The organism is Rhizobium sp. CCGE531, from assembly GCF_003627795.1.
Lineage (GTDB): Bacteria > Pseudomonadota > Alphaproteobacteria > Rhizobiales > Rhizobiaceae > Rhizobium.
Window position 1 is genome coordinate 225,001 of record NZ_CP032684.1, and the last position, 12,923, is coordinate 237,923.

A 12,923-nucleotide genomic window follows, 5' to 3' on the forward strand; every position below is an offset into this window, starting at 1 on the left:
GGTATTGTTATGAGGTATCTTCACCTGAATAAAATAGGGTGTAAGAAGCGAACGCAGGGAACTGAAACATCTAAGTACCTGCAGGAAAGGACATCAACCGAGACTCCGCAAGTAGTGGCGAGCGAACGCGGACCAGGCCAGTGGCAATGAGTGTTAAAGTGGAAGAACCTGGAAAGGTTTGCCGTAGAGGGTGACAGCCCCGTACGCGTAGATACACTTATTGTCCTAGAGTAGGGCGGGACACGTGAAATCCTGTCTGAACATGGGGAGACCACTCTCCAAGCCTAAGTACTCGTGCATGACCGATAGCGAACCAGTACCGTGAGGGAAAGGTGAAAAGCACCCCGACAAGGGGAGTGAAATAGAACCTGAAACTGGATGCCTACAAACAGTCGGAGCCCGCAAGGGTGACGGCGTACCTTTTGTATAATGGGTCAACGACTTAGTGTAACAAGCAAGCTTAAGCCGGTAGGTGTAGGCGAAGCGAAAGCGAGTCTGAATAGGGCGATATAGTTTGTTGCATTAGACCCGAAACCGAGTGATCTAGCCATGAGCAGGTTGAAGGTTGGGTAACACCAACTGGAGGACCGAACCCGCATCTGTTGCAATAGATTGGGATGACTTGTGGCTAGGGGTGAAAGGCCAATCAAACTCGGAAATAGCTGGTTCTCCGCGAAATCTATTTAGGTAGAGCGTCTGACGAATACCCCGGGGGTAGAGCACTGGATGGGCTATGGGGACTCACCGTCTTACTGATCCTAACCAAACTCCGAATACCGGGGAGTACTATCAGGCAGACACACGGCGGGTGCTAACGTCCGTCGTGAAAAGGGCAACAACCCTAACCTCCAGCTAAGGTCCCCAAGTCATGGCTAAGTGGGAAAGGATGTGAGGATCCCAAAACAACCAGGATGTTGGCTTAGAAGCAGCCATCATTTAAAGAAAGCGTAACAGCTCACTGGTCTAGTCAAGGGTCTTTGCGCCGAAAATGTAACGGGGCTGAAGCCATGCACCGAAGCTGAGGATTTGCAGCAATGCAAGTGGTAGCGGAGCGTTCCGTAAGCCTGTGAAGGGGTACCTGTGAGGGGCCCTGGAGGTATCGGAAGTGCGAATGTTGACATGAGTAACGATAAAGAGGGTGAGAGACCCTCTCGCCGAAAGACCAAGGGTTCCTGCTTAAAGTTAATCTGAGCAGGGTTAGCCGGCCCCTAAGACGAGGCGGACACGCGTAGTCGATGGGAACCACGTTAATATTCGTGGGCCTGGTGGTAGTGACGGATTGCTTAACTTGTTCACACTTATTGGATTGTGTGGGCGGGGACGCGGTTCCAGGAAATAGCTCCACCGTATAGACCGTACCCGAAACCGACACAGGTGGTCAGGTAGAGTATACCAAGGCGCTTGAGAGAACTATGTTGAAGGAACTCGGCAAATTGCACGCGTAACTTCGGAAGAAGCGTGACCCTTATGTACGCAAGTATGTGAGGGTGGCACAGACCAGGGGGTAGCGACTGTTTACCAAAAACACAGGGCTCTGCGAAGTCGCAAGACGACGTATAGGGTCTGACGCCTGCCCGGTGCTGGAAGGTTAAGAGGAGGGGTGCAAGCTCTGAATCGAAGCCCCAGTAAACGGCGGCCGTAACTATAACGGTCCTAAGGTAGCGAAATTCCTTGTCGGGTAAGTTCCGACCTGCACGAATGGCGTAACGACTTCCCCGCTGTCTCCAACATAGACTCAGTGAAATTGAATTCCCCGTGAAGATGCGGGGTTCCTGCGGTCAGACGGAAAGACCCCGTGCACCTTTACTATAGCTTTACACTGGCATTCGTGTCGGCATGTGTAGGATAGGTGGTAGGCTTTGAAGCAGGGACGCCAGTTCTTGTGGAGCCATCCTTGAAATACCACCCTTATCGTCATGGATGTCTAACCGCGGTCCGTCATCCGGATCCGGGACAGTGTATGGTGGGTAGTTTGACTGGGGCGGTCGCCTCCGAAAGAGTAACGGAGGCGCGCGATGGTGGGCTCAGACCGGTCGGAAATCGGTCGTCGAGTGCAATGGCATAAGCCCGCCTGACTGCGAGACTGACAAGTCGAGCAGAGACGAAAGTCGGTCATAGTGATCCGGTGGTCCCGCGTGGAAGGGCCATCGCTCAACGGATAAAAGGTACGCCGGGGATAACAGGCTGATGACCCCCAAGAGTCCATATCGACGGGGTTGTTTGGCACCTCGATGTCGGCTCATCGCATCCTGGGGCTGGAGCAGGTCCCAAGGGTTTGGCTGTTCGCCAATTAAAGCGGTACGTGAGCTGGGTTCAGAACGTCGTGAGACAGTTCGGTCCCTATCTGCCGTGGGTGTAGGAATATTGACAGGATCTGTCCCTAGTACGAGAGGACCGGGATGGACATATCTCTGGTGGACCTGTTGTCCTGCCAAGGGCATAGCAGGGTAGCTACATATGGAATGGATAACCGCTGAAGGCATCTAAGCGGGAAACCAACCTGAAAACGAGTGTTCCCTATCAGAGCCGTGGAAGACGACCACGTTGATAGGCCGGGTGTGGAAGTGCGGCAACGCATGAAGCTTACCGGTACTAATAGCTCGATTGGCTTGATCGTTCCCATTGCCAGTGCTCATCAGACGAACGTAAACGTTCATCTGCATTGAGTTTTGTCCTCACGCTGTCGCGATCTTCGATCGCTACGCTGCGGACGGCGCGCCGGACGTCCGGCGACGCGCTTTGCGCTTGCGGACTTTGTCCGGAAACGCACCAAAGACGTGTTCAAATAGACAAACGAAGTGAAAACTTCACCAGCTTCTCATCGCGCTAAACCCGCAAGGTTTAGCGTGCAGGGCATAAACCGCTGGCGCGGTTTAGCCCGAAGTTGCGCTTTGCCGACCTGGTGGTTATGGCGGGGTGGCCGCACCCGTTCCCTTTCCGAACACGGCCGTGAAACGCCCCTGCGCCCATGGTACTTCGTCTTAAGACGCGGGAGAGTAGGTCGCTGCCAGGTCTGCCAAACGCAACTTCACGCTAAACCGCATCGGCGGTTTATGCGTCGCTAAATTGCATAAGCAATTTATGCCTCACACAATCTTCTCATCACAAACGCGATAAACCCAAAAGGGTTACGCTGAAACGGCCTAGCCGTGTTACAATAGGCCGCTTCAAGCGGCCTTTGTCGCTTCTGAAAAGCAAGACATTACCCCTTACACACCTGAAATACGGTGCCACGGGCGCGACAAATCCTCCGGATTTGCGCTGAGAATACACGATAAACGGCTGAAGCGGTTTACGTGGATAAAGCATGAACCGCTTTGCGGTTCACGCAAGCGCGATAAACCCTTCGGGTTTACGCTGACGCGACAAACCGCAAAGCGGTTTGCGCTGGTGACGCGGGGTGGAGCAGCCCGGTAGCTCGTCAGGCTCATAACCTGAAGGCCGCAGGTTCAAATCCTGCCCCCGCAACCAATATCACCAAAGCCCGCCATCGCGCGGGCGTTCGTGTATTTGCTAACGGGTCGAGGATTTAACGCCTCATCACAAGCCCGTAAGCAGCCGGAGCCGACGCCGCGGCTTTTGCCGATATTGGATACGGCACGATCCGCCAGCACACCCTCCGAAACTTCAACAGTTTGTGAGCTGGGCAATCTGATATCGCGCTTCAGGTTCGTCTATCGAGGCCATGGAGGGAGAGTAGTAACCTCTCTTTGTTCCGTGCATAGGTTGAGCTATAAAAGGTAATTCAGAAATGAGAGCCGTAGCTCCTATAATATCTCGTTGATAAAATGATGAAAAATATCCGATTGTGGCCACGTATATTAAAACTTTTCGGAGAATAGTCTTTAAATTATTGAAAGATATAGAGGGCGACGGCCCGCATGGTCGCGGTCGGAAAAAGCGTACATAAAATATATTGGCAAATCTGAGCGTTACATTATCCTCCAGCCGCGCGACCGAGGGGGCGGGAGGGCGAGCAGAGTACACTTTAAACGGACGACTACAGCCGTTTTAAGAGCGCTGCCCGATGATAGCACCATCAACAACGTCATATTGCGTAACTCTAAAATAATGTCTGGAACTCTCATGTTGGGAGCGAATGAGCGTGGCTGTCCGCCTGGGCAGCACGCTGGTTAATCTGCTGCATCTTATCAAAGAATGCCTACCACATAGAAGATGACAGAGGAGAATTGGGAGGAGGGCTTTCCCAAATGCGGTATCATTCGTTGGACGCGATACGCGGTCTAGCCGCGATCGCAGTCGTGCATTTTCACATGGGCTTGATTTGGCACGTTGCGCCGTTTGGCTATCTGGCAGTGGACTTCTTCTTCGCGCTGTCGGGCTTTGTCACCGAAGTGGTTTACGGTCCAAGGTTCATGACCGGCATGACGACATCGCGTTTCGTCGTCACACGGCTTGAACGGCTTTATCCGGTTTTTCTCGTTGGCATTTTCCTTGGCGCCTTCGTAATAGTAGCGAAGGTGTTTGTGGGCGTTGACCGTCCACCGGCATGGGTCGTTCCGCTCAATCTGGCAATTCTGCCCGCGCCTGTTGCCGGCGACTATTTTCCGGTAAACGTTCCGTGCTGGACGCTCTTCCTGGAATTTACCGCCTACTTCCTTTACTGAGCGTGTCGACGCTACCTGACGGCACCGGTGCTCCTGGCAACGATTGCGGTTTCGGGTGTTGCGCTGCTGATCTCTGGTGAGGATCTGAATGGCGGCAGCACATGGAACACCATCCATATCGGTTTGGCGCGGCTTGGCTTTGCCTTCCTTTCGGCGTGCTGCTGGCGCGTCTTGGCGTCAGGCCCCGCTGGCAGACATGGCTCGCATTATTGCCGCCTGTTTGGCTTATGTTGATTTTCTATCAATCGAAGGCCAGCACCGACGTTGCGCTGTTGACCTTACCCATGTTGCTCGTCTGGTCCATCGCACTCGAAGTGCCGACGAAGTTGCAAGCACTGGCGCGTTGGCTCGGGGCAATTTCTTATCCGCTCTATGTTGTGCACTACCCTCTGCTTTCTGTTTTTCAGTTCCTTTGTCGCGAGATCGGTGCGGCAGGACCAGTCGCCCAGTTGGTCGGCACGGCGGTCCTTCTCTTAGCCGCGCATATGGTGGCATTTTGGAATGACCATTCTCGCACTCTGGTAGAGAGGGGCGGAGGTTGATCAGTGGAAATGACCTGAAGCTGTGATGCACCGGGTGGCCGGCGGCCCAGTGCCGCTAACGACCGCTTATTGCTGGATAAAACCCGCTTGAATGAATTGGCAAGGCAATGGCTTGGGATTTCGAAGTCGTGGTAGCCGTTATTGGCAGCCTTGGTGCGGCTGGCCTTGTCCTGTGGCAGTTTAGGGAGCTGCGCCGCAACAGAAGGGAGAAGCAAGAGCATAGCGACGGCACCAATGTGAGGGATGTGCGGCAAACTCGTATAGAAGGTGAGTAGAGCAATCCAGGAAAAGCGCGCAGCGATTTTCCTGGATTGCTCTCTAGGCCCGCGTCGCCCACCGGACTGGCGACACCACGAACAGCATAAAGCCTGCACGCAAAACCGATACAAAAAGCCCGTGCCGTACGAGCTTTTGTATCTGGTAACCGGTTCACCCGCGATGGCACGCGCCGCGCGACTACCCCTCCGGAGCAAGTATGCAGCATTGCTCGGGTACAGGCACGAGCACGGCGCTGCTTCCCGCCGCCATCGGCTCCGACAAAGCACCATTGGCGACGATAGCACCGGCCGCCGTTTCGCATTGATACTGATAGGAGCGGCCGAGATAGGTGCGTGTTCCCAAAAGCGCCGGCAAGCCGTTGCCTTCCCGCTGGACCGAGAGCCCGTCCGCGCGGCAGCCGAGAACGAAGCCGTCCGGAATGGGGCCGAAATCGTCCTGCGACAGCGCAATCCTGGCGCCGCCTGTGGCCTCGGCCACGATCAAGGCGCCGTCGCGCTCAACGGTTCGCAGCGGCAGCAGGTTTTCGAAGCCGACGAAACGGGCGACGAAGCTGTTGGCCGGTTTGCGGTAGAGAATCTCGGGCGTATCGAGCTGCATGATGCGGCCGGCATTCATGATGGCGACGCGATCGGAGATCGAGAAGGCTTCCTCCTGATCATGCGTCACATAAAGCGAGGTCGTGCCGTTGGCGCGCTGCAGCTGGCGGATTTCGACGCGCATATCGATCCTGAGCTTGGCATCGAGATTGGATAGCGGCTCGTCGAACATCAGGAGCGGCGGCTCGATGACGAGGGCGCGCGCCAGCGCGACACGCTGCTTCTGGCCGCCGGAAAGTGCCGAGGGCAGGCGGTCGCCGAGGCCGGAAAGGCCGACACGTTCCAGCATGCTGGCCGCCTTCTTCCGGCGCTCCTGCGTCGGCGTGCGGCGCTGCTTCAGGCCGAAGGCCACGTTTTCCATTACGGTGAGATGTGGAAACAGCGCATAGTTCTGGAACACCAGGCCGATATCCCTGGCATGCGCCGGCAGCGTCGTCAGATCGCGATCGCCGAGCTTGATGGTGCCGCTTGTCGGCTGCAGGAAGCCGGCCACGAGCCGCAGCGTCGTTGTCTTGCCGCAGCCGCTGGAGCCGAGCAGCGAGACCAGCTCGCCGGCGGCGACGGAAAGCGAAAGATCCTGCAGGACGGCCGTTTTGCCGTAATGGGCGCTGATGGAATCGATGGAGAGCGATACGGTCACGGGCGGCTACTTTGTCAGGAAGGTGAGGCCCAGGGTCGCCTCGACGATCGCCATGACGGCGACGGTCACGAGCATCAGCAGCACGGAAACCGAGGCGATGGTCGGGTCGAAGAACTGCTCCATATGGGCGAGGATCTGGATCGGAAGGGTGGAGATGCCGGGACCGGTCAGGAAGACCGAGACCGAGACATCGTTGATCGAGGTGATGAAGGCGAGAATGAAGGCGGCAATGACGCCGGCGCGGATGTTCGGCAGTACCACCGTCAGGAAGGCCTTCAAGGGCGGGCAGCCGAGGCTGATCGCGGCTTCCTCGATCGAGAAATCGAAGCTTGCGAGGCTGGCGCTGACGACCCGCACCGAATAGGGCAGCACCAGCAGCGCATGGCCGATCAGCAGGCTCGGGAAGATCGGCAGTCCGAGCCCGATGGTGATCGATTTCATCAGCGAAAAGCCGAAGACGATTTCCGGAACGAGGATCGGCAGGACGAAGAGCGTCGAAAGCCAGCGTGGGAGTTCGATCCTGTGCCGGCTGATGGCATAGGCTGCGGGGATGCCGATCAGCAGAGAAAGCGCCGTTCCGAGGAGAGCAAGCTCCAGGCTGGTGATCGCCGTCGTGCGGAAGGCCTCGATCTGGAAAATGTTGGAGAACCAGCGCAGCGTCAGGCCCTGTGGCGGGAAGGTGAGATAGGTCGTGTCGCTGAAGGCGGCGCCGATAATGATAAGGAGCGGCGCCAGCAGAAACAGGAAGACGAGAGCCGTGAAAGCGATGAGCGCGGGGTGGACTGTTCTTGTCATATCACACCGCCATCGGGTTCAGCCGGCGCGCGATGCGGCTCATGATCGCGACAATGCCGATCGTCACGACGACCATGATGGCGGCGATCGTCGAGGCGCCGACCCAGTCGAAGGTGACCATGGCGCGCTGATAGAGGAAGGTGCCCATCATCATCTGCTTTTCGCCGCCGAGCAGCTGCGGCGTGGCATAGGAGGTGAAACTGCCGGTGAAAACCAGCACCGCGCCGACGATGAGGCCGGGTGTTGCCAGCGGCAGGATGACTTGTCGGAACGTCGCGGCCGGCGTGGCACCGAGCGAGGTCGCCGCCTGGATGAGATCCTCCGGTATGCCCTCGAGCACGCCGACGAGGGTCAGGATCATCAAGGGCACGAAAAGATAGACCATCGCGACGATCACCGAGCCCTCGGTATAGAGCATCGAGAGCGGTTCGTTGATGACGCCGATCGAGAGCAGCATGGTGTTGAGAATGCCGTTCTTGCCGAGAATGATCAGCCACGCAAAGGAGCGCACGACGACGCCGGTCAACAAGGGGAACACGGCGGCGATGATCATCAGGCTTTTGGCGCGGCCCGGCATCTGCGCGATTACATAGGCGGCGATGAAGCCGATGATCAATGAGATCGCCGTCGTGATCAGGGCGATCTCGACGGTCCTGAAGAGGACCGTGCGGCGAAAGCCGCTGCTGAAGAAGGCGATATAGGGAGCAAACACGCCCTTGGCTTCGCCGAAGGTCGCCGCGATCGTAATGATGACGGGAACGAGCAGGAACAGCGTTACGGCCAGGATTGCCGGCGTCGCCAAACCCCATTTGACTAGATGCTTCATCAACCGAATTCCGCAAGAATGCCGCATGATTTTGCGGCATGGCCTGTTACATGCCGAAGATCTCGTTCCAGCGATCAACCCAGTCCGATTGCGCTTCGATCAGCTTTTGATAGTCGATGCGGCTGAGCTTGGCGATCATGTCGGCGCCGTAGGTCCAGAGCTTGGCCTTTTCGGGTGGCAGCACCACCTTGGTCGAGACCGGGGCGTCAACGCCCCGTTCGGCTTCCGCCTGCTGCACGTCCTTCGACAGGATGAAATTAATGAACTGGTGCGCAAGCTCGACGTTTTCGGAGCCTTTGGGGATATTGACCGTGTTGAGCACGGCGATATCGCCCTCCTTCAGGTCGGCCCAGGCCATCGTCGGAACGGCTGATCGCAGGGATGTCAGAACAAAATCCTGTGTCATCGCCACCTTGGCCTCGCCTGTCGAGATCAGGTTCACCAGCTCGGAGCCGGTATTGTAATTCTTGACGACATTCGGCTTCAGCGCCTCGATGGCTTCGAAGGCCTTGTCGGCGTCCTCGTAAGGATCGACGCCGGCATGCTTGCCGGCTTCGAGCACTGTCAGCGGTCCGCCCGTCGTTGTGATGCCCGGCAGCGAAATGGTGCCCTTCAGGTCGTCGCGCCAGAGATCGCTCCAGGACGTGATCGGCGGGTTCACTTTCGCCGTATCGTAGACGATACCAATGCGGCCGATCGTGTAGGCCGGGCCGTAGTTGCCCTGCGGTGCACGAGCGATGTCGTAGAGATCGGCGAGATTGGGGATCTTGCTGCGGTCGATTTCCTGAAACAGGCCCTGTTGGATGCCGGCCTGCGAGTAGCTGTCAGTGAGGTAGATGACATCGACGCCCTTACCCCCGCGCAATTTCAGCTTGTTGAGACGGTCCGCATTGTTGCCGGTCTCGAAGACGACATCGCAGCCGCAGATCTTCTTGAACGGCTCGATGATGTTGGCCTGCATCTTTTCGCCATTATAGCCCCACCAGGAAATGGTCAGCGTCTTTGCCTGGGCGTAGGCCGGCATGGCGGTCGCCGCGGCAAGGATGGCAAATCCCGCGGCGCGGGCAAGGGTGAGGCCTTTCATTCTCGAAATCCTTTTGGTCAATGAAATCGGGCATATGTTTCAAGCTTGCAGGATACTATTTTTCGAGCACCGGCTTTACAAGCCCAACAAATGGGCAGGATGGTGGTTTTTGCCTTTGGTGGGATGAAAATCCTGCGGCGTCATATTGCAGTGTTTGGCTGTTGCAAATGCTTGAGATCATTCGGCTTCCAGCGAACGAGCCAGCCGGCTTTACAGGCCGGTCCGCCATCTCTACCCTCGACCGATCGATTTTCCTGGCAGGCATGCGTCTCATGACATCCCCGAAAACAACCCTTCCCGACGATCTGCTTGTCAATGCAGCGGACGAAGTGCTGGTCCGTCAGGATCTGACTCTGACTGCGCTCGGCCGGCGGCCGGCGGATCGCCTGCTGCGTGTCGGACGGCTGCTGGATGTGCATAGCCGCAGCTGGCTGGAAGATCAGGAAATCGTCATCAAGGGCAGGCGGATCGCCTATGTCGGCCCGGCCGGCAGTTACGAGGGCGAGGTGAGCGAGCGGGTGCACGAGCCGCATCTGGCGGCTGTTCCCGGCTTCGGCGAGGCTCACAAGCATATCGAAAGCTCGCATTTGACACCGGAATGGGAAGCGGCTCTGGTCATGCCGCATGGCGTCACCTGGACTTGCGAGGCGAGCCACGAGTTTTCCAATGTAAACGGTGCGCGCAATCTGGAATTCTGGCTGGAGGCCCGACGCCGCGGCTCGCCGATGAAGATATTTCCCCTGCCCGGATCGGCCGTGCCGCCGACCGCCTATGAATGGGGCGGCGGTCATTTCGGCTATGACGAGCAGAAGGCCTTCTTGAGCGAAAGCCTGATGGTGGCCGGTCTCGACGAGGTCATGGACTGGCCCTCGGTCAGCAATCCGGAGAATCCGGCTTATGATCGCCTCTGGGGCATGATCCGCGCCACGTTCGAACAGCGAGGCGTCGTCGAAGGTCATGGCGCGGGCCTTCGCGATCTGGCGTCGATCAACGCCTTTGCCGGCGCCGGCCTTGCCTCCGATCATGAGGGCTGGTTCCTGGACGAGATCTGGGAAAAACTGACGCATGGCCTGTTCATCGAACTCAGGCCGCATTCCCTGCCTGAGGTCATCAAGGGGCTGATCGACAAGAGATTGTCCGATTGGTCGCAGATCGCCTTCGTCACCGACGATCGCAGCGCCACCGATACGCTGAAGATCGGCGCGACGGACTATAATGTCCGGCTTGCGATCGAGAATGGACTGGCGCCCGAAATCGCCATTCAATGCGTGACGATCAATCCCGCCCGGCATATGCGTCTCACGCCCTGGGTCGGCTCGATTGCGCCCGGCCGCTTCGCCGATATCGTTCTTCTTGATGATGTGAAGACGCTGTCGATCGCCAAGGTCTGGGCTGACGGCAGGCCGGCATCCGAAGGCAGGGCCTTCGTCGGCGTTCGGCCGGAGATCGACTGGCCGGACTGGGCGACGCGGACGGTCCGCATCGACAGGATCGTCACGCCGGAAGATTTCCGAATTGCCGCTCCATCGGATGCAACCATGGCAAAGGCGGCGCTGCTGCGGCCGTTCCACTGGGCTGATGATTTCATCACCATGGACCTGCCCATCAGCGATGGCGCGGTCCAGCGTGACCACGATCGCAACGTCACGAAATTCGCGATCGTCGACCGCTTCTCCGGCGAAGCCAAGGTCGCCCGTATGTTCTGGCTGGGCACGGGTCCGCGCACGCCGGATACCGCGCTCGGCGCCACGCTCGGCCATGACAAGCACAATATCTGGGTCGTCGGCTCCTCCGATGAAGCCATGGCGATGGTCGCCAATGCGCTGAAGGAACAGCAGGGCGGTTGGGTGCTGGTCTCAGGCGGCAAGGTCGTCGCCCGCGTCCGCTATGAGGTCGGCGGCCTGATGACGGCGCGATCGGCGGAAAAGCTGGATGCGGAGATGCAGGCGCTGTATAAGGCCGGGGCCGAGATCGACTGGATGTATGAGCCGACTTTCTCGCCGCGCTGGTGGCCCGGATTTCCCGAGCGGCTTTCCTTTGCGACGCTCACTTGCGCGCCCTGGCGCTGGGTTTTGGTCGCTCCCTCCGAAAGGGTGCCGGAAGGCTTCGTCAATGTCGCGACGGGTGAAACCCATCCCATCGTCTGGTGAGGATATCCGCCTATATTCGATTGGATATCCAATCTCTTAGATCGCCGTTTGGCTGGAATTGCCTCACCACGCAAGACGCGGGTGATCGAGCCTTGACGGCACGGGTCTGCTCCTTAATTATCCGTTTGGTTACTTGCGGCGCATTGCGATCGTGCAAGAGGACGGAGGATAATCGTCGACGCACATAGGCGGGCGCTATCGGGAAACCAGACGGAGGAGGGAACAGTGGTTACCGTTAACAACGAGGTGCCGCGGATCATGTCGGCATTTTCCACGCTAGGATGCGCGGAATTCGAATTGGAGGAAGCTCTCGGATTGGCGGCGCGCCGTGGTCTGGATGCCATCGAAATCCGCGCTCTTGGCGGGACGATCGACCTTTCTGCCTATTTCACCGACAGGTTCGGCTTTCCCGCCGGCCTCGCCAAGGCACTGAAAGCCTCTCCCGTAAGCGTATGCGCCTTCAATACCTCGCTGCGTCTTGTCGGTGCGACATCGCAGGCGAAGGAAGAGTTCCTGCGCTATCTTCCCTGGGCGGAAGCGGCCGGCGTCAGGTCACTGCGGGTTTTCGATGGTGGCGAAACCGGCGACGAGGGCGAAATTGCTGAAGCGCTGTCGACGCTGCAATGGTGGCGCGAGACTGCCAGGCGCGAAGGATTCCGTGCCGACATGATCATCGAGACACATGATTTCCTCGCGCTGCCGGATGCCATTCCCCGTTTCCTCGAAATGGCGCCCGATTGCGCGCTTCTTTGGGACACGCATCACACCTGGCGCAAGGGCGGGCAGGATCCTGTCGAGACCTGGAAGCAGGTTCGCAACAATACCCGGCATCTTCATGTGAAGGACAGCATCTCGAAGCCGGGGCCGAGGCTGCCATATAGCTATGTGCTGCCGGGCGAGGGTGAGTTCCCCATGGCTGCGCTGCGCGCCGTGCTTGCTGCGGATGCTTATGCCGGCGTCATGAGCCTGGAGTGGGAAAGACTATGGCATCCGGATTTACCGCCTCTGGATTTAGCCCTGCAGTCCGCACAGCATAATGAATGGTGGTTCCAAGCGCCGCGCGGTGAATAGTTGTTGAAGTTCACTAATATTTTAGCCTGACTTCATATAAGAAGGTCACGCGGTAGTTGACTTTATCGCGACTCGCTAATTAATATATTAGAAATAGTTAAATAATAGCCTGTCGTCATACAAGTGCCGGCTTGACTAAGATTTTCGGCGCAATGTTTCCAGCTCGATGAAGGGGACCTCGGTCATTTGGGGTTTGAGGGTTTCTGGAAGATGGAAGAAGCGGATTTTAGATACCGGAAATCCAATGCCTTGGGGGCATGCGCGCTGTTGTCAGCCGTCGCGCCCTATTTCCGAAGCGTCGACCATGGCCGG

At 57.7% G+C, this 12,923-nt stretch carries 8 protein-coding genes, 1 tRNA gene and 2 rRNA genes (1 of these 11 running past the window's edge); 7 read left to right on the forward strand and 4 right to left on the reverse strand.

Going from position 1 to position 12,923, the window contains the following annotated elements; genetic code table 11:
- The 5 genes from CCGE531_RS01085 to CCGE531_RS01105 all read left to right on the forward strand — a co-directional run.
- Positions 1-2,617: ribosomal RNA gene (locus CCGE531_RS01085) — 23S ribosomal RNA — on the forward strand (it extends 316 nt beyond the left edge of the window).
- A gap of 281 nt (positions 2,618-2,898) precedes the next feature.
- Positions 2,899-3,013, forward strand: a 5S ribosomal RNA gene (gene rrf / locus CCGE531_RS01090).
- 381 nt (positions 3,014-3,394) lie between these two features.
- Positions 3,395-3,471: transfer RNA gene (locus tag CCGE531_RS01095), tRNA-Met, on the forward strand.
- A 740-nt stretch (positions 3,472-4,211) separates the two neighbouring features.
- Positions 4,212-4,628 carry an acyltransferase family protein gene (locus CCGE531_RS01100; protein ID WP_120662529.1) on the forward strand — a complete coding sequence of 139 codons (417 nt, stop codon included), beginning with the start codon at positions 4,212-4,214 and terminating at the stop codon, positions 4,626-4,628.
- 101 nt (positions 4,629-4,729) lie between these two features.
- Positions 4,730-5,170, forward strand: a complete 441-nt coding sequence (locus CCGE531_RS01105) for a hypothetical protein (RefSeq protein ID WP_120662530.1) — start codon at positions 4,730-4,732, stop codon at positions 5,168-5,170.
- Between the two features lie 456 nt (positions 5,171-5,626).
- On the opposite strand, the gene CCGE531_RS01110 is transcribed toward CCGE531_RS01105, so the two are convergent.
- From CCGE531_RS01110 to CCGE531_RS01125, 4 genes are read right to left on the reverse strand one after another with little or no spacing between them, the layout of a single operon-like run.
- Entirely contained in the window at positions 5,627-6,685 is a 1,059-nt protein-coding gene (locus CCGE531_RS01110) for an ABC transporter ATP-binding protein (protein ID WP_120662531.1), read from the reverse strand.
- A 6-nt stretch (positions 6,686-6,691) separates the two neighbouring features.
- On the reverse strand, positions 6,692-7,480 hold the full coding sequence (locus CCGE531_RS01115) for an ABC transporter permease (RefSeq protein ID WP_120662532.1): 789 nt from the start codon (positions 7,478-7,480) through the stop codon (positions 6,692-6,694).
- Position 7,481: 1 nt separating this feature from the next.
- Positions 7,482-8,306 (reverse strand): ABC transporter permease, encoded by an 825-nt coding sequence (locus tag CCGE531_RS01120; protein WP_120662533.1) that lies wholly within the window; start codon positions 8,304-8,306, stop codon positions 7,482-7,484.
- Positions 8,307-8,352: 46 nt separating this feature from the next.
- Positions 8,353-9,330: an ABC transporter substrate-binding protein gene (locus CCGE531_RS01125; protein WP_245459043.1), complete on the reverse strand. Its 978-nt coding sequence runs from the start codon at positions 9,328-9,330 to the stop codon at positions 8,353-8,355.
- Positions 9,331-9,662: 332 nt separating this feature from the next.
- Between CCGE531_RS01125 and CCGE531_RS01130 the strand changes: the two genes are divergently transcribed.
- Both CCGE531_RS01130 and CCGE531_RS01135 read left to right on the forward strand, forming a co-directional pair.
- Positions 9,663-11,540, forward strand: coding sequence for an adenine deaminase C-terminal domain-containing protein (locus CCGE531_RS01130; protein WP_120666354.1), 1,878 nt, complete (start codon positions 9,663-9,665; stop codon positions 11,538-11,540).
- 225 nt (positions 11,541-11,765) lie between these two features.
- Positions 11,766-12,611: a TIM barrel protein gene (locus CCGE531_RS01135; protein WP_245458950.1), complete on the forward strand. Its 846-nt coding sequence runs from the start codon at positions 11,766-11,768 to the stop codon at positions 12,609-12,611.
- The last annotated feature ends 312 nt before the right edge of the window (positions 12,612-12,923 follow it).